General features: G+C 43.5%; 12 protein-coding genes. 10 read left to right on the top strand and 2 right to left on the bottom strand.

All coding sequences use genetic code 11. The features are described 5' to 3' along the window. Positions 1 to 54 precede the first annotated feature (54 nt). From FP815_09285 to FP815_09245, 9 genes are all read left to right on the top strand, one after another. Positions 55 to 1,521: a CxxxxCH/CxxCH domain-containing protein gene (locus tag FP815_09285; protein MBA3015133.1), complete on the top strand. Its 1,467-nt coding sequence runs from the start codon at positions 55 to 57 to the stop codon at positions 1,519 to 1,521. A gap of 140 nt (positions 1,522 to 1,661) precedes the next feature. Next, positions 1,662 to 2,531 carry a methyltransferase domain-containing protein gene (locus tag FP815_09280; protein MBA3015132.1) on the top strand — a complete coding sequence of 290 codons (870 nt, stop codon included), beginning with the start codon at positions 1,662 to 1,664 and terminating at the stop codon, positions 2,529 to 2,531. A 180-nt stretch (positions 2,532 to 2,711) separates the two neighbouring features. Further along, a complete protein-coding gene (locus FP815_09275) occupies positions 2,712 to 4,052 on the top strand; it encodes a sulfatase (GenBank protein MBA3015131.1) in 1,341 nt (446 codons plus the stop codon). A 201-nt stretch (positions 4,053 to 4,253) separates the two neighbouring features. Beyond that, positions 4,254 to 5,894: a class I SAM-dependent methyltransferase gene (locus FP815_09270; protein MBA3015130.1), complete on the top strand. Its 1,641-nt coding sequence runs from the start codon at positions 4,254 to 4,256 to the stop codon at positions 5,892 to 5,894. Positions 5,895 to 6,024: 130 nt separating this feature from the next. After that, entirely contained in the window at positions 6,025 to 7,278 is a 1,254-nt protein-coding gene (locus FP815_09265) for a class I SAM-dependent methyltransferase (protein ID MBA3015129.1), read from the top strand. A gap of 124 nt (positions 7,279 to 7,402) precedes the next feature. After that, complete coding sequence (locus FP815_09260; protein ID MBA3015128.1) at positions 7,403 to 8,713, top strand: hypothetical protein; 1,311 nt, start codon at positions 7,403 to 7,405, stop codon at positions 8,711 to 8,713. Further along, positions 8,703 to 9,332 carry a hypothetical protein gene (locus tag FP815_09255; GenBank protein ID MBA3015127.1) on the top strand — a complete coding sequence of 210 codons (630 nt, stop codon included), beginning with the start codon at positions 8,703 to 8,705 and terminating at the stop codon, positions 9,330 to 9,332. Before FP815_09260 ends, FP815_09255 begins: the two co-directional genes overlap by 11 nt. Before the next feature lie 105 nt (positions 9,333 to 9,437). Continuing rightward, complete coding sequence (locus FP815_09250) at positions 9,438 to 10,499, top strand: class I SAM-dependent methyltransferase (GenBank protein MBA3015126.1); 1,062 nt, start codon at positions 9,438 to 9,440, stop codon at positions 10,497 to 10,499. 433 nt (positions 10,500 to 10,932) lie between these two features. Further along, positions 10,933 to 12,102: a hypothetical protein gene (locus FP815_09245; protein MBA3015125.1), complete on the top strand. Its 1,170-nt coding sequence runs from the start codon at positions 10,933 to 10,935 to the stop codon at positions 12,100 to 12,102. A 290-nt stretch (positions 12,103 to 12,392) separates the two neighbouring features. Here the strand turns inward: FP815_09245 and FP815_09240 are convergent, their stop codons facing one another. Continuing rightward, positions 12,393 to 14,108 carry a radical SAM protein gene (locus FP815_09240; GenBank protein ID MBA3015124.1) on the bottom strand — a complete coding sequence of 572 codons (1,716 nt, stop codon included), beginning with the start codon at positions 14,106 to 14,108 and terminating at the stop codon, positions 12,393 to 12,395. A 176-nt stretch (positions 14,109 to 14,284) separates the two neighbouring features. Next, positions 14,285 to 15,535, bottom strand: coding sequence for a hypothetical protein (locus tag FP815_09235; protein MBA3015123.1), 1,251 nt, complete (start codon positions 15,533 to 15,535; stop codon positions 14,285 to 14,287). 184 nt (positions 15,536 to 15,719) lie between these two features. On the opposite strand from FP815_09235, the gene FP815_09230 reads away from it, so the two are divergent. Continuing rightward, a complete protein-coding gene (locus FP815_09230; GenBank protein MBA3015122.1) occupies positions 15,720 to 17,018 on the top strand; it encodes an ABC transporter ATP-binding protein in 1,299 nt (432 codons plus the stop codon). Positions 17,019 to 18,243: the final 1,225 nt, after the last annotated feature.

Genomic DNA, 18,243 nt, shown 5'->3' with positions numbered 1-18,243 from the left:
GCGACAACTTCTGGATATAATTTCCCGTGCGGCACCTGTCACTATGGCACCGGGATGGACAGAATCAATGCCCCGGACAATGTCGTGAAGGGCGACGGTATCCAGATCGGTTTCAGTTGGGGCAAGTTCATGGGGTACTTGGCCTCTTATAACGGACAGGCGAGCGTAACAGTGCCATATGTTGGCACTAACAAAACGACGGTAACCAATACTGGCGCCATAAATAATGGCAGTATGACCTGCAGCAACGTGTATTGTCATAGCGATGGCACAGCGGTTCGACGTAACTGCGCAACATCTACATTGAACACCTCGCTAGCATGGGACGGCAGTTCGGCCGATCCGCAGGGTGACACGGTAAAATGTAACAACTGCCATGGCTTTAGAAACGGCATGGCAAATACCATGACTTCAGGTAAGCATCTCACCCATGTTAAGAATCTGAGCATGCCTTGCTTCTACTGTCATGCCGATACAGTTCAAAATAATGGCTCCGGTGTCTCTGTGCTCTCCAATAAAACAAACCACGTCAACGCTGTTTACGATGTCAAAGGTGGTGGTGATTGGTATGGCACGCCGATTATTATGGATAAAAACATTGCATCTGGAACAGGAACCTGGAATGCAACGACGAAGAATTGTACGGTTATTTGTCACAATTATTCAAGGAATTGGACTGCGAATGATGCTGGGGCTTGCCCTGATCCTTGTGTTACAGATCCTTCGGCCTGTCAAAATATTGATCCTGTGCAGCCGATAGCATCATGTTATAATGTAGCCCCCCACACTTATGAGTTGATTGATCGATCATATGATCCTGATTATAATGATTCCGTGAAGGCCATAACTCGTAGTGGCGGACATACTACAACTACCCCAGGACAGCTGAGAATTAATTGGTGGAATAAAGGTAACTTCTTTGAATATCCATTACTAACTGATAAGCCACAGGAAAATAAAATTTCCCGGTACACTTTTTCTGATACCTTTATGGCGGCAAACCCTGATATCATCGTTCGTTACACCACCTTTGACAATGATCCGCAATCATTTAATAATTACGTAGCGGTGCCGCGTCGAAACGGTGGTTGGATCTTCGGAGCTTGGACTACTTGCACTAACGGTACGGTGTCCCCCACTGTCAATGACAATCCGGTAATGGATTATACAGCATCGATTGTGAATGCTAACACGATTCAAATTATTGATAGATCTCTTGACTATGATTATAATGACGCAGCTAAGAACGCTGCAAACACATGCGGTAATGATGGTAGTACGGCACAATTGCGGTTCCAGTTCATCGAGGACACCGGTGTTGTTGGTGTGAACGTTAATAAAGTCTTGACTGATGTTCCGACTCCCACAACACAAACTTATACATACAAGGCATCAACCTTGGTAGGAAGTAAGACAGTATGGTGGACCTATGCGATTCGTGATAACACTTATATAAAGTGTACAACTGCACCTAGTAGATATATGCAGAAGGCTGGTTGGCAGTCGCTTACTATGCCATAACTTGATATAGTTGTATAATCTTAAAAAGGAGAGTCGACAGCCTGCATCATAGCAGGTTATCGACTCTCCTTTTTTTATAACCGGGCAGATGGGAAGCGTACGTTTCCCATCAAGGGGTTTTTATAACATATGGAGTCTTTATGGATATGCTGAAGATTGTTATGCTGGCATTCAGGCGATATCGATTCCACTTGGTCCGTAAGTTGCATTTGTTATGGGGTTCTCTGATTGAGAGTCGGATGAAATTATCGCAACGGTCGATTCAATTTCAGTGTAATATCTGTGGGCATTACAACGAAAAGCGTGAGCTGGTGGCTTTTGATCGCGAACTGGCGTCCTGTGCCTCCTGCAGCTCAAATTTACGTTATCGGGCAATAATTGATATCCTCTCCAATTACTTATACGGTAAGAGTGTCGCTCTTGTTGAATTCCCGATGGATAAGTCGATCATAGGGTTAGGTGTGAGTGACTGGAAAGGGTATGCAGAAATTTTGGGAACGAAGTTTTCTTACATCAACACTTTTTTTCATACCGAACCTCGGCTCGATATTACTGACATCCCAAGCAGTGAGCATGGAAAGTACGATTTTGTCATCGTCAGTGATGTGCTTGAGCATATCGATACACCGGTAAGTAAAGGATTTTGTAATTTATTTAATCTGCTTAAACCCAAGGGGATTTGTATTATTACTGTGCCTTTTATGAATTTTGAAATGACACTTGAACATTTTCCCGATTTAAATAGCTATCATATTTCTCAGCATGATGGCCGGAGGGTACTTATCAATGCTACTCTGGATGGACGAGTGCAGACCTTCACTGAACTTGAATTTCATGGGGGATGCGGAGCGACACTCGAAAAGCGGATATTCACCCGAAGATCTCTCCAAAAAGAGTTAACCCGTGCCGGATTTGATGCAGTCGATTTTTGCCGACGTCCAAATTTAGGTTTTGGGATTAAGTGGATTGTTAATTGGTCGTTACCAATATCGGCGATTAAGAAATCTTAATGATATCTTGTTGCAAGTTGCTCAAAAAATCGTACTTTTTTTATGGTGAAAGTGATTCGATATTTTAGCGGAAGTGTATGATTTCCTTTTTTGTTTGCTCCTGGCGACTACGACCCTTATGATTTCTTGGGTAGGGTACAAAGTTTCTAATTATTTTTTCCAACACGGGTGGGACTTGCGATGGTAAATCGGAGCATATTGGTGACTCGATGGCTGATGTTGGTGCTTGCCCTTGCTATGTGCATGGGGTGCGATCGGTCAGGTCGACGAGGGGATTTACATCAATTTATTCCTATTGAGCCGGGATTGAATGTAATCGTAATCAGCTTTGATGCTCTCCGAGCAGATGCGCTTGGCGTTTACAACGCGCAGAAAAAGACTTCCCCTGTTATTGATTCATTTGCCGTAGAGGCTTTGGTCTTTGACCAGGCCCATAGTACTGCGCAGTCAACCCCGACTTCCTTTGCATCGGTTTTTACCGGCAGGATGCCGTTTCGTTCTTTCATTAAATGGAAACTAGTGTCAGAGCAGACCTTGGCGGGATATTTACACGAAAAGGGGTATGTGACCTCCTTTATTACTGATAACGTGCAGATTAATAAGGAGCGCCACTTTGATCAAGGATTTGACCATTTTGAGGTGATAGAATCTTCGGATGATGCGGACATGCTACCGAAGGTACTCTCAAGCATTGAGCAGTATAAGGGCGATAAATTTTTTTCCTGGTTTCACTTCCTGTCACCCCATGCTCCCTACGATTATTATGAGATGTCTAAGCAGTTCTATGATTCGAATTATAACGGAAGATTCAAACAATCCGTCCCCGTCAATTATACATTGGAGTCTCCCGAAGAAATCAAATATGTCCGTCAACTCTATGATGGCAAGGTATATTATGCAGATAACATCTTCGCCAATATTATTGAAGCAATTAAAGTTGCTGGGCTCATGGATAATACAGTGATAATTTTGACCTCTGATCACGGAGAGGAGTTTCTTGAACACGGTGGCACGGAGCACGATTCTCTCTTTGAGGAGGTTGTTAAGATTCCTTTGATTGTTCGGCATCCGCATGCTTTGCGCAGCGGAAGAACGGACATACCTTATGCCAATGTCGACTTTTTCCCGACACTTTCCGGAATTCTTGGTGTTCCTTGTGGATTTTCCTTAGATGGGATCGATGTGGGTACGGCTAATCTCGATGAAAAAGTAACCTTGGCCATTGCTATGACCAAATCCGAAAAGTTTGAAGCAAGTATCCGGCAGCGGAATGTAAAGTTGATTGAGAGCTGTACACCGAAAAAACAGAGGCAGATATTTGACTTGAACAATGATCCTATGGAAAAGGCTAATCTAGGAGAAGGCCATCTACAAATCAAGGATCTTTCCGCAAAGCTTCGTGAGGCGATGGGAGGTGATCCGTGCCGGATAATTGAGTCGTCAGTTCAGGGAGTAGCCCCTAGCGAGGGGCTTTCGAAAGAGCAAGTACAAAAATTGAGGTCTCTTGGATATATTAAGTAGGTGAGTTTTCGGGAGTTGGTTTTTAATTTAAGGGTCTTGGCTAATTTGCTTTATGAGTGCTAACGACTTTCCTCTGATTTTGTCCAGGGTGCGATTGTTACAGTCTGTTTTTGCGGGACACAGAGAAACGTGTTGTTGAATTCTGCCGGATTTTTTCCATGTAAACTCCTCAACTATCGATAATCAGGAGTACATTCCCGAATGATTTTTTTCAAGAGTCTAATGCGCTGCACATTGTTGGGCAAAAGAGAGCAATCTCTCCTTTGTGCCGATGAAGTGTCATGTCCTCTCGAAGGGTTGGATAACTATATTCCCCTCTTGGGTGAGTTCGCGTGGCATTCGTTGACATACGACGCAACCTTGGACTCGGTGAGTGAGCAACATTTTCAGCAGGTTGCTGATCGTATTGATCAGTTGATGGATAAAAACCCATCAACAATACTCGAGATTGGGGCATACGCCCACACGACAGGATATAAGCTACAGGAAAAATATGGCGCTGAGGTGACGCTATTTGATTTGTCCGAATCCACTTTGCGGTTAGGAAGAGATCAGGTTTCTTCAAAGAATGAGAGAGTTGAGTTGGTGGTAGGTGATTTTCATGATTTGCCTTTTACCGACGGTTATTTTGATGTTGTCTATATTTTTGCCACACTGCACCACTCGCGCGATTATAAAAGGGTAGTAAGAGAGATCCATAGAGTCATAGCACCGAACGGACTCCTGTGCGTGTTTCAGGAGCCTTTTAAGCGGGAGGCATGTTTTTACAAGTTTCGGACGAACCGGTTGGGGAAGTTGACGGGGTTTGAGAAGGCATTGGAATCGGAAGAACTTTTGACAACGGTTGCCGAGCCCACTCCCGGTAGCCGAGACGAGATCCTTTTTGGGATGATTGAGAATCAGGAGATTTTGCTGCAGGATTGGATCGAAAGCCTGTGCGGGCATGGTTGCGCGCCGTTAGAAGTGACACCACACTACGTGGGTAAAGTCGGAGTGCTAGGTGAATTGTGGCTCGTCTGGAGTAAGGGAAATAACTCTTTTGCCGGCTTGTCACGGAGGATGGCCAAGGATTTTTGTGATCGGCTTGACAAGGTTCGTCCGACGTTTGACAGGACCGCCCGAGGACTCGGTTTTAGTCTTCCTGGTAAGAATGAGGTGAAGGCAATGTTTGATTCCCTTGCCAGAAAAATTCAATTGCTGCCTCACGACCATGAGTGCTCTGAATATCATGCTCAAGCCGCAACCATTTTCGGAGGGGCATTGACGTTTATCGGCCGCATGAGAGCGTGTACGTCTGATGTTGGCGGAAGTGACAGTAATAAAAAACACGACAAGTTTCGGGCAGGTTTTCCCGTAATAGATGGTGTCCGAATTACTTTTTGCGAGAACTCCCTGCGCAATATAAGGCAATCCAACTCATGTATTTCGTTGTTTGGTGCAGCAGAGAGGGAAGCTCTTCGGGCCAACTTTCCTGACTTCCAGTGGAATTTTGCCAAACAGGATAACGGTTTTTGGGCGTTGGGGTTAATCGGGAGTGACGGAGAATTAGTACTACCCAAATCTGAGCAGAGGCAGTTGCTTGTTTTGCGGCTCAATTTCTCACTGGCCTCCTATGGTGGAGGTCCTTTTCGTCTCAAGATTCATTACGGCGACAAAGAGTTTGTTTATCCAGTTTACCAAGATGAAGCCATTCTTTTCCGTGGGATAGTCGATGGCCGGAGGAATCGGGTGATTGTTGCTACAGAATCGTTGGCCAGCCAGCCAGCTGTTCCGGTTGCCGGTGCTGGAGCTGGGGTGAAAATTTATTACGCCGGTGCCTTCTCTCTGCCAGAATTCACATGAGTAAGCTTTTGGCGGAAATAAGTTTTTAGTGGTAGCACTTCTCTCTCTCGAGCATACAGTTTTGCTGAGCGAGGAAACTATTGCAGAATTACTTCCCAACGATCTATTGAACTAATAATCGGAAGAAATAATGTCGATATTGAAAAAGATAGTTAATCTTTTCTGGCCATTGTCTGACAGCGGGTTGTTCCCATTTGAAAATAAGGCAGATTATTTCTCCCGGGCAGGCCATAAGGAGGTGGAGGGCTGGCTTTCTTCACATACGCTCGCGTTGGTTCATTTTATAGATCGGTTTCAACAGAACAATACGATTCGTGGCAGTGTTATTGAAATTGGAGTATTTCATGGTCGTTTTTTTATCGCCTTGTGCTTGTTGTTGAGGCGGGGCGAGAGGGCACTTGCTGTTGATGTCTTTGAAGATCAGGAGTTTAACTTGGATGGAGCCGGCATCGGCGATTACGGGATTTTTTCTGCCAATTTGCTTAACAGGCTGGGGACGATGGAGAACATTTGTATCCTTAAATCTGATAGCCTCAAGATCCAAATCAGTCAATTGATCAAGGAGCTTAGTGGGCAGAAAGTTCGATTGTTTAGCATTGATGGATGCCATACAGTGCAGCATACGGAAAATGATTTGATGTTAGCCTCTCAGGTGATTGAAGTTGGCGGCGTAATTATATTGGATGATTTTGAAAATAGAGATTGGCCTGGGGTAGCAGAAGGAGCAAACCAATTTCTACAGAAAGTCGGAAACGTTATCCCTATTGTCATTGCTTATAATAAACTCTATCTGACAACAATTGATTGGGCAGCTCGCTACCAAGCCTTCATAGAAAAAATAGTCGCCGCACAAACCGATAACGTCGAGTACCTGGATATCTGGGGTCATCGTGTACTTAGGGCCTTGATGCCTATTCCCGAGACATTGTTTTTGTCGGATCGTCAAGTACGCATTGATTTTTCTTCACTTTCTCCGGAACCGAGAAAATACTTGGGGAGTGGTTGGTCTTTTTCGGAACCTTGGGGAGTCTGGTCGGATGGAGGCATTGCCGAACTCATCATCGAAGTTCCGAAGTCCTTGAGAGGAGACCTCCGTATGATTATTGCGTTTCATGGATATGTAACGGAACAGTACCCGGAAATGACGATCAACATCCAAGTGAATACTCAACCGGTGGAAATGGTGTGTTGCCGCTTCGGGGAAGAATATCAAACCAGAACCTGTATTTTGCCGGCTGGACGGCAGGGGGGTCACGATATGGTTTGGGTTAGATTCGATATACCTCAACCGAAGAGTCCCAAGGAGTTAGGATTGGCTAGAGATTCCCGAGTTCTCGGTGTTGGTTTACGGAGTATTTTTTTTGAAGAGTGCTGTGATGGATGAGAGTTCGGTATGTGGGCTCTTGAGTTGTTACTTGCAAGGAAAAATTCGAATCGCGGGTGATAGTTAATCATCGTATGAGAACAGCATGGTTCGGTGGTCTATTTAGCGACAGGAGGAGAAATTGTTGAAAAAACATGGAACTGTTTTATTGCTCTTTGTTGCAACGTTCACGTTTTTCGGTTGTTCATCTGCCAAGCCGCCAGAAACAAAAAAATTAAAAGTGCTTGTTGTTGGAATTGATGGGATGGAGCCATCGCTTGTTGACGATTATCTGAGTCAGGGAAAATTGCTTAATCTGAAAAAAATAATCAATAATGGGTTTAAGAAAACTATCCCGACCAACTTTGCTTTGAGTTCTCCGGTAATTTGGACGAGTATTGCTACTGGCGTCCCCCCGGAAATTCATGGGATTACCGATTTTACCATTGATGGAAAACCCGTGAATAGCGCTTCTCGAAAAGTCCCTGCTTTTTGGAATATTTTGGACAGTAATATGGTAAAAGCCGCTACGCTGGCTTGGTGGGCTACATGGCCGGCTGAGCGGGATGGTGGAATTATGATAGGCGATAGGGTCTATTGGCAGGAGAGACCGCAAAAAGTCTACCCGGAAGGCATTATTGACACGACCAAATTTATTCTGGATGATTATGCCGGAAACTTTGAATTTCTGCCCCGGTTTACGAGCTATCCCTATGACAGCGAGTACAAAACACATTTTTCCGAAGGACAAGAGGAGTATCAGCTTAATAAGCTGATTGCTGATCGGCTCATTAGAATCTATTGCCGGGATAGAATTTACATCGATATTGCCAAAGAGCTTAGTGCAAAAAAAAATCTGGAAGTGCTGTCGATTTACCTGCAGGGCATTGATCACGTTCAGCATGCTTTCTGGCAATACATGGACCCGGAACCGTTTCGTAAGGAAGGCATTACGGTCAGTGGGGATAATGTCGCTCGTTTGGGGAGGATTATTCCGGAGTATTATGCCTTCATCGATGAACTGGTGGGAACGTTGCTTACTCTCTGCGATGAGAAGACCCTGATCTTTGTCCTGTCGGATCATGGTTTCGGTCCTGATCCGAGCGTTATCAAGGATACTCCGAAACTGGGGCTTTCCGGGAATCATAAAGATGAGACAGTTTTCATTATGTCCGGTCGTGACGTAAGAAGAGAAGCGGATGCTACGGATAACTTGGAGATGCCGACCCAGCTTGATTTCCTGCCAACACTGCTCTATGCCCTCCGCCTTCCGGTGGCGAAAGATATTTCTGGGCGTCCTTTGGATGGGTACTTTACTAACGAATTTCGTACCAACAACTCTGTGAGCTATATATCGACCTATAAGACCAACTTCAAGAAACAACAGCTTAAATCATCGCTTGGTGATGACGGAAAAGTCATCGAGGACCTAAGGGGGCTTGGATATGTTAAATAAAAACAGTCAAAACGATCGTTGTCCAGTTGTGAGTAAACTTCATTCGGCAACTTCTTGCCGTGAGCTAGGGTGTCATCTATTTGTTATTTTGATGCTACTGGCATGGAGCGCTTTGCCTGCTGTCGCCGTTAAACAAGATTCGTCACCATCCTCCAAAGAACATGCTTCTAACAAGTCCCCGGTTGTCAGTGAAATTGATTCGCAAGCAGCACAATCGGAACATTCTTCCATTATCAATAGTGCTCCGATTGTACTCCATGATCTTGAGAGTGCCGGACAAACGTTTATCTCTTTCTATAATAATTTATTGCCGGTGTCCCATACTAAGGATGCCACTGAAATTTGTCGCGCTTTGTCTGCCGAGAAGTATGTCGGCCAGTGCGTAATGGTGCTGAATAACCGGATAGAGTGGCTTAAGAGTCTAGCTGGAATAACCGGCGCTCAATTCCCGGAGGGCACGATTACGGCCAGTAAAGATCTCGAAGAGGCCGTTGATGTCGAGTGGAAGGAAGTATTGTTTTTTGGTGATAAATCGCAATCTGAGCGCCATCACTTAAGACTCTATTATACAAAAGTAGGCAATAACTGGATGGTCAGAAAAATAGAGGAGCTTAATTAGGCTGCTTTTCGATTCTTAAACCAGACATCGTCTTTTTGCTTTTCTCTTAGAACGAGTCGACGCGAAGCAACCTTTACCAATGGCTCTGCTCAAGTGGATTGAATCATGTCATCCGAGATCCAAGAAAAAACACCTCCAGTAGGAATTAACCATTATGCCGATAAGTTCTGGAACGATCTGCCGGAGGTGCGGGCGTATCTCTGCGAAAGCGCCACCGGAGATAGGAATCTTTGGTGGATACCATACCTTAAACAGCGTTATGCCAAGGTCCCGTTTCGTCGTTGTCTGATTCTTGCCTGCGGTAATGGACGGATAGAGCGGGAGTTGTTCGACGTTGGTGTAGCGCTTGAGTTCGATGCGTTTGACTATTCGGACGACTATTTGGATCAGGCACGGGCGCTCCAAGGCAATCGGCCTGTTACCTACTTTAAATCGACATTTGAAACCCTTCGTCTGAAAAAACAGTACGATTTGATTATCAATGTCGCAGCCCTCCACCATTGTGCCTGCCTGGAGAGTTTGTTGGAGAGGCTTGCCAATGCCTTGCAGCCTGACGGATTGTTCGTCAATTGGGATTATGTCGGGCCTAACAGAAATCAGTACTCGGCCGAGCATTTGCACGAATTGATGGCATTTAATAATTCCTTTCCCGCCAGATTCATGACGAAACATCCGCTGCAGTTCGGGATCGATACTTTTATCAGGGGGGATATTACCGAAGCGGTTCGCGCGGCCGACGTCATTTCTACGTTCGAGCATTTCTTTGAGGTGGTTGAACGCAGAGATCTTGGGGGGGGGATCGCCTATCAGTTGTTATGGAACAATGTCGAAGAGTTCAGCAAGAATGATCCTGAGGCGAAAGCCCTCCTAAAGCAGATTATTGATCATGATCGTAGCCAAACAAAAAAGAGGAGAGTGCCGACTTTGTTTGCCTTTTTTATTGGCTCTTCCAGAGCGGCTGTCACAACATTGGCCGAAGACGCCAATAAATATTACCGAGACCGGGTTGAGGCGGAGTTGGAACGGCAACTGGAAGAGAACGCCCGTCTCTCTGAGAGGGTGAGGCAATTGGAGATGGAAATGGATGCCTCGATGTTGCAGAGATTTCCAGTTTCATCTCAGGAGACATTTTTTAGAAAAGTGCTTAATTTTTTTAAGTTATGTTAGTCGGTACGATGAATTTTCTTGGTCGAGTTGGCCTTGGTTTTGGAAAGTTACAGGGAAAACACTTTTCTGTATTTCACAAGTTGAGAGGAATATGACTTTACAGTTAAGTTTGAAGGATTTTGATGGTTGTCGTAAAAACAATTTGACGGTCATAAGGATCTTTTTTTCGTGGGCTGTGTTGTATGGACATAGGACATAGTTTTGCGGTTCAGAACAGCATTGGACTTGAGGATCCGCTTAATAGTATATTTAAGGGGTCAATATGGATTGGCGCATTGGCTGTAAATGGGTTTTTTCTGATTAGCGGCGTCCTCGTGGCTGGAAGTATCGAGCGAAGAGGTGTCACGAACTATCTTGTGGCACTCAAACAACACTGGCTTTGTGATATGCAAGGTAGGTAGTGCTCCGAGTCCCTGGTTAACACGAGGCGTAGATGCAAAAGAAATCGGTTGCCGTTAGGGTTATTATTGATATCGCGTTAGTGGTTGGTAGTAGTTTTATGGCGCTTGCTGCAGTTGAAATCCTATTGCCTAATTTGCATATTCAGGGGATTGAACGTCATGTCTATCAGTATCGGCGACCGATTGTTCAGTATTTATATGGGCAGTATCACCCCGTGCTAGGAAACACTCTACTCCCTGATTTGCAGGGTGTTCATGTGGAGTATCGCGATTATCTTAACTATACGTTCAGTACGAATAACAATGGATTTCGGGGGCTTGATTGGGACTTTTCACCTGAAAGGAAAAACATCGTTGTTCTTGGTGATTCTTTTGCCTTTGGTTGGGGGGTCGAAGAAGGAGAAACATTTTCCTCGTTACTAGAAATGAGGTTACGTCAAATAGATCCTGCCATCCAAGTCTTGAATATGGCTCAGTCTGGTTATTCCCTAGATCAGGTTCTTAACACATATGAGCTGTATGGAAAGCAGTTTGATCCGATATTCATTATCTACTTGTACTGTTACAATGATCCAATTGACCCTCCTCCATTCGTGAATGGAGAGTTCGGCGCAGAGATCTTTCGTGCGAAAATATCGAGGGACGCATGGGACGAAGAGTCCAAGCTGAATAACATCAATTACTGGAGATTTGAAAGATTTTGGAAGGGGAGTTATCTTTTTGCGTTCTATGACAATTATCTGTTACCCTTTTTCGCTGACAAGCAAAACCCTCAGATTAGAAGGGCAAGAAAAGCTCGCCTTCGTTTCTGTTACGACAATTTGTCGCCGCCCAATCCACCGACTTCGCCTGTCCCTCGGGCTACAATACAACAGCAGTATGTCTGGTATGGTCTAGCAAAATTATATAAGGATTCGAAGGATAGGCCATTACTTCTTATGGATACGTCAGATAAAGTGTTTATCCACATGGAGGATAGTAGTGATTCTGACCGTTGGTTGCTGAGGGATTTCTCCGTACTCTATAAGAATGTTTTTTTTCTCGACTTTGAGAGTGAAGTCCGCCGGCGAAACGATGGAATTTCAAAATTTTTGAATGTTGATGACCATTGGAATGCAGCAGGGCATTTGTTGGCAGCCGAAATGCTTGGCTCAGTGATTGATCAGAATTTAGAACTATTGGGGATTAAAAAAAGGCCATAGCACTACGATGATTGGTGTTTTGATAAAATTATCCGAAATCATGTAGTCTGAATTTGTCTTTTTTCCTGCCAATTTTGAGGATACGGGGGTAACGGAGTCTCCGCTCGGGCCACTGTCACTAAGAGGAGAAGTAATAGGTCATAAAAAAAGCTGAGGTGGATGGATTACAATTATATTTATTTCGAAGATTAATTTGTCAGGTAACCGTAACCACTAGATTGCTATTGTTGTGGTTCATTGCTTTGGGCAGTGAGGAATGCCTTTGTGGGACGACTAAGATGCTTATTCTGTTATTGATTTTTTAATAGTCGCGCTATTCGACTCAGGAATGAGTTCTTTAGTTTTTCTTGCAAGATTTCTTTCTCCTCGCGCAATTTGGCCACCTCTTTTTCAAGAAGGTTTTCTCTCCTTTGGACCTCAATTAGTCTGTTTTCATGCGGAGTGCCAGGGGTAAGTGGCCGAAACGGGTCCAAGGCAACAGGATCTACCTGCCCAATCATTAAGTTGGGATAAAGTTTTTTCATTTGTTCCACGACTGAGTTGTCATGGTGCCATTCAGGACAGAAGAGCACTACTTCGACTTCATCGGGAATTTGGTTAAACGCGTAAAATTTTACCCCTTCTCTTGAGCTATTACCTTCGTTAAACGATATTGTCGGGTTCGGTCTCGTAATAAAAGCGATGACCTCGATACTGGCACTTGTCAGTCGCCTCATAAGGGTCAAGGCGTTAAGCTCGTTGTCGAAGTAAATAGCGGCTCGTTCGATTGGGATCATTTCTTCTTGTTTTCGTGATGAGAAGTTATCGTCAAGACCCTTAATTCGAAAGCCCAAGCATTTTTTGCAGACGGGGAAGGGGATGCCATCATTCCCCACGAGCTGTTCTCTGTATCCTTCTGCTTGGACATCAACGATATCGAGAGGGGTTTCCTTAATATTGGCAAATGCTGTCTTTCCGTCATAATCGTAACAGCACATCACTGCGTCACCATTGGAAAGGATTCCCAACTGTCGGTGCTGGGTGAAATTTCTGCAGACCGCCCGGCAGACCCCTTTTTTAACCGGAATGATAAATTCATTTTGTTGAGTGAAATCCTGGATCCAATGCCCTGCTTTTTTGAAGATTAAGAAGACCATGGGCGCAAGAGTATATTCCCCTAATGGCCAAGTGATTTGAGAAAAATCAACCGGGGCTTGGTTTGGAAGATTGGAAACAACGCTCGCGTCACCAAATTCCAATGCAGTTTCACGGATGAAGTTTTTCCAGAAGGCAATAACACGTTGCGCATCGGAGTTGTTGGCAACAATATTGACACCTTGCGGGCGGTATATGGAGTTATCCATGACATGAATTTCAAGACGGGCATTGGGGGCGATGGCCCATTTCGCGAGAATTATGTCTTTAACGTTCTGCATGATTGTTTCGTAATCATATTTTGGAGCGGGGCGTTTTATGGTTTTGTGTTGCTCATTGGTGAATGTCTGGACACTGACCATGATATGCCGGAGTCCACGTCGGAATAGGTCCTCGGCAGTTTCCCGTTTCAGGATGGATGCGTTGGTGATTAGCGCATGGCCAATGTGGAATTTTGCCGCTAGTCCAATTATTTCAGGCAAGTCCGGGTTTGTCGTAGGCTCTCCCATGACATGAAAGCCCAAGGTGCCGATAGCATTAGACGCATATTCTTCGATGATTTTTTTTACTGTCGGAAGGGGGAGGCGCTCCTTTTTGCGCTGCATTATGTCTTGTGGACAATACAGGCATTTGAAAGTGCAAATGTTGGTCGTCTCTATCAACAGTATTTCAGTGGTCCAGCCGCTGACTGCCGCCTCAGCCCCCAGTTCGGCAAAATTTGAAAAAGTTCTGCCAAGGCGTTTTTCATGCAATTTTAGGCGGGCGGGGTCGATAACAATCGGAAAATTGAAATTGTCTGCCAGCTTATAGAAAATCGCATCTACTTTGGGTAGGGTGTCGACCAAAGCAACTCGACTGGTGGCTACTTCCATCTGTTTTAATTGCTGGTGGATGTCGGCTATGAGACGAAGAATATCTGTCTCCGTGTTAGTGTATGCCGTACCGGAATAAAATCGGTATCCTTTTGTATTGGCACAACTAAACTCCCAATGTGCCCCTTCTCGATGAACACAGGCTACACCATGGTTTCTCACTTAACTCTCCTTATTTATTGTCGCTTTGTCCAGTGTGCTATCAGTGTATCAATCTGGCCTGGAGAATAAAAATATTTCATGAATTTTGATTGATAAATCCTGTCGATTTCATTTTTGGGAGGCGCGTATCTGCTAAGGAATTTCTCGTAAATCGGTTTGTACCACTTATCTTTTGAAAGATTATCTTTAACTAATTTGAAATTAGTTATTTCTAAAAACTCACCAATTTTTTGTTCTGATTCGTTGAGGTTGTCAAGGCGGATTATGATCATTTTTACACGATTATTATTACCTAAGTATGTCTGGACACCTCTTTCTTGATCAAACTTCTTGCTGTATATATCAAGGAGATATTTCTCTGTTTCCGGATAGTAAAAGTGACTTTTAAATAAATTATCATACCATGAAAGAATTCCTTCATCTCTGTTAAGCTCAGAGAGTTTCATTGTTATCTTATCTTCCTGATGTTTATAGGGTAATTTTATGAAATCATCCTTTTCGGCAATAAACAATTTATTCCATGGGGCATTTCTGCACATTGATTCGAAAACACTGGAAATATTTCTGGCAACCAGATCCCTGACCAAGCTGATAACAATAAATTCTTCTTCGGTTTGATGAAGAAAGTTATATAAAATTTGAATCGAGTGAGTATGCAGCAAGTTGTTGTGGACAAGCCAGTGGTCGTCAGTGACAATATTCGTCACGTCCCAAGTTGTTGGGTGAGTTGACCCTTTTAAGGAATTGAGAATCGATGCCGATCCAACTTTCCCCATTTGCCAGATAAATATTTTTTTTTCTATATCTCTCGCAGGGATAGTTGCTTTATGATTGGCCGGGGCGTGTCTATCTGTGCAGGGAAAATGGATCACAACGCTTTCTATCGGTGAAAAAGGAATGGAAAAAACAGGAATATTATGATGGAGAGGTGGGATTGAGTAGTAGCCTGTCTCGACACAAGGTTTTCTGCTTGCGGATACGGGGATATTGGTTTTAATTTTTAGAGCTTCAACGATATGATGGGCTATCGACTCCGAATACGAGGCGATAAGATAGAGATTGCCTTGCAACCTGTAGAAAATTTTGAAGTTGCCGTTGGTATTGTCCATGTGGACATCGGTGGCACCATGGAGAACACTCTGTTCTAGTATGAGATCGACAATTTTTGAGGGATTGTGCAACCTAGAACATTCAGTGCTAACGGTCTTAAGTGGGAGTCGATTCGAGGATACCGGTTGGGACAGAGGGATCTTTTTGTTCTGCATCTTTTTTATTGGAAACCAAGAGCGAAGTCGAAATTTTGAGGGACAATGGTGCCATTGTGAGTATGTCTCATAATATGTTTATAATTTGTATCATGTTATGTCCCGTAATTAAATAACTATATTGAACCTACATATTGGGTTCTTCAAGCAAGGGCTCGTTTGATAATTGTAAAAGGTAAAACTGATGCTAGACGATACTGTTGTAGAGATTCATAATTTGTCAAAGATATATAAGCTTTATGACAATCCTATGGATAGACTAAAGGAGGCATTTCATCCATTCAGGAAGAAATATCACAATGAATACTTTGCTCTGGCGGACATTGATTTTTCGATTGGGCGAGGAGAGGTGGTTGGTATAGTAGGGAAAAACGGAGCGGGAAAATCAACGCTTCTGCAGATAATCACAGGAGTATTGAGCGCAAGTTGTGGAACATGTATTGTCCGGGGAAAAATTTCAGCCCTGTTGGAGTTGGGTGCTGGCTTTAACCCCGACTTGAGTGGCCTTGAGAATATCTACTTCCAAAGTTCTTTGCTAGGATTTTCGACGTCTGAAATAGATGCCAAGATATCAGAAATATTGGATTTTGCTGATATTGGCAATTTCGTTAGGCAACCGGTAAAGACTTATTCTTCAGGTATGTATGTGAGATTAGCTTTTGCCGTAGCAATAAATGTCGATCCTGATGTCCTTATAGTCGATGAGGCACTTGCGGTAGGTGATTTCAGGTTTAGACAAAAATGTTTGCGGAGGATTAGGAAGTTCCAAGAGCAAGGTAAGACGATTCTTTTCGTTTCTCACGACACCGGATCCGTTCTTGAGTTTTGCTCTCATGCTATTTGGCTGCTGGATGGGAAAATTTGTAAAAGTGGTTCACCCTCAGATGTGTGCAAAGACTATATCTCGTATATGACCTATGGAGAAGTAGCTATCGCTACAGATGAAAAGAGTCAATCCGAGAAGAGTTCTGTTGTCGTAAGTTGCCCAGAAGTTGATGAATCCGAGTGGGTTTCTGTCGCGAATTGTGTTTCATTTGGCACGATGGGAGCTGAAATTAAGAGAGTGCTATTTCGCAATAAAGGAGAGTCTCAGAAGATAACAGTATTTGAGGGGGGAGTTAGAGTCATTTTTTCTGTTGAGATCCTGGTGAATAAGGACATTGATAGCCCCATTGTTGGTTTTCATCTCTGTGACGGGAAGGGGGTAAAGATTCTTGGTATGAACACTTTTGTTGAAGGGATCAATGTTGGTAATTTTAAAAAAGATGATTCGAAGATTATTGAATTCGAATTCGATTTTCCATTACTCGCAATAGGTAATTATTCATTTTCTCCTGCTATAGCCGAGGGAGATCTGTTTGATAATATCCAGCAGCACTGGGTTCATGATGCATATATCATAAAGATTGCAAATAACGATTACAGATCAAGATTAGGTGATTATCTCGTTATTAAAGATAATGTAGAAGTGCGTATTTGTTAGATTGGTTAAAAATGTTGATCATTAATGAGCTTTAATCGATGGATATATGGATAATTTTGTTTGCGATAGCCTTGGCGATTATCTCGTTTCCTCTGTCGCCGAAATGATATGAATCGATGAAAATTTCTTCTTTTTCATGTCCATCAAATACATTATCAAGATTTTGATAATATAGGTTTCCCCATGTGTTTTTTTCAATCAATGAAGTGAGTGTTTTGTTAATAGCTCCATAGCACGATGCGAAATATTCCTGATGCTCAGGAAGCTCGAATACCCGTTTTTTAAGAATTGATTGTTCTCTCGTGGTTAGTGTTTTAGATACCGCTGCTAATGTCGGTTGGAGCACGAAGAGATATGGTGTTTTGGTTGAATTTAGGGTGAACGCGCTTAATTCGATGTTTTTTAGAAGACGATCAACGACTACCTGCGGCCTAATAGAGTTGGGCGAAGGAGGCAGGTTGTCCGTTAAGTTGATATTATGGCTCTGTGTATAGATGTATTTGATTGTGTTGAATATGTTTTTGTCGAAATACGTTCGGAATCTTAAAATATCTCTGCCGCTCTCTCCCCAGTGAACATCATTACTCCCAGAAAAGGAAACAACTAAATCCGGCTGAAGTTCAGATAAGATATTTTCAATAGCAATGCGTTCGTGGGTTGAGGTCCATGCCGGACTGGCCATAGTGAATACTTCTATGTTTTTTTTAATTTTACTGCGGAAATTGGCGGCTAGTTTTTTTTCTAGGTATCCCGCAATGGTGCGGTTGTTGCTGGGGGAACCCGACCCATACGCCGTGGATCCCCCGGTGAGAAAAATTCGAAACAGTCCATCTGGTTTGGGTATCTCAACTTCACGGCTACTTCTGAATTGCATGGAGTTAATTTGCGCATTATTTTGCTGCCCTGGTGCTGGCGCATCCCCGAGAAAGGGCGTTAATAGACAAAGAGGCATCCATGAATAATTGTCGAGCGCATTGGCATTCTGGCCTTCTTGGTAATATGCTTGAATCACGTCTTTCTTTTCGTCCTCTGTTAAATGATTACCGAGGGTTTGTTTTTTTTGTAATACTGTGATTTGTTTGCTAAGAGGAGCAATCGTGGCATAACGACCACCAATAAAGCCTAGCCCCAACAGGACCAATACAGTTAAAGATATTATAAACATTGCCCCAATCGATTTTAGATGATTCCTGGAAAAAAGCATTTGGGGATTGTTTTTTTCTTT

It is taken from the genome of Desulfobulbaceae bacterium (assembly GCA_013792005.1).
Classification (GTDB): domain Bacteria; phylum Desulfobacterota; class Desulfobulbia; order Desulfobulbales; family VMSU01; genus VMSU01.
The sequence above is the reverse complement of the archived record's forward strand: the minus strand, read 5'-3'. Positions and strand labels throughout refer to the sequence as shown.

Excerpts from the sequence above, each read along its gene's own strand:
- FP815_09285 (MBA3015133.1), top strand. The coding sequence starts at position 55 with ATGGACAGAATCAATGCCCCGGACAATGTCGTGAAGGGCGACGGTATC.
- FP815_09280 (MBA3015132.1), top strand. The coding sequence starts at position 1,662 with ATGGATATGCTGAAGATTGTTATGCTGGCATTCAGGCGATATCGATTC.
- FP815_09275 (MBA3015131.1), top strand. The coding sequence starts at position 2,712 with ATGGTAAATCGGAGCATATTGGTGACTCGATGGCTGATGTTGGTGCTT.
- FP815_09270 (MBA3015130.1), top strand. The coding sequence starts at position 4,254 with ATGATTTTTTTCAAGAGTCTAATGCGCTGCACATTGTTGGGCAAAAGA.
- FP815_09265 (MBA3015129.1), top strand. The coding sequence starts at position 6,025 with ATGTCGATATTGAAAAAGATAGTTAATCTTTTCTGGCCATTGTCTGAC.
- FP815_09255 (MBA3015127.1), top strand. The coding sequence starts at position 8,703 with ATGTTAAATAAAAACAGTCAAAACGATCGTTGTCCAGTTGTGAGTAAA.
- FP815_09250 (MBA3015126.1), top strand. The coding sequence starts at position 9,438 with ATGTCATCCGAGATCCAAGAAAAAACACCTCCAGTAGGAATTAACCAT.
- FP815_09245 (MBA3015125.1), top strand. The coding sequence starts at position 10,933 with ATGCAAAAGAAATCGGTTGCCGTTAGGGTTATTATTGATATCGCGTTA.
- FP815_09240 (MBA3015124.1), bottom strand. The coding sequence starts at position 14,108 with ATGGAAGTAGCCACCAGTCGAGTTGCTTTGGTCGACACCCTACCCAAA.
- FP815_09235 (MBA3015123.1), bottom strand. The coding sequence starts at position 15,535 with ATGCAGAACAAAAAGATCCCTCTGTCCCAACCGGTATCCTCGAATCGA.
- FP815_09230 (MBA3015122.1), top strand. The coding sequence starts at position 15,720 with ATGCTAGACGATACTGTTGTAGAGATTCATAATTTGTCAAAGATATAT.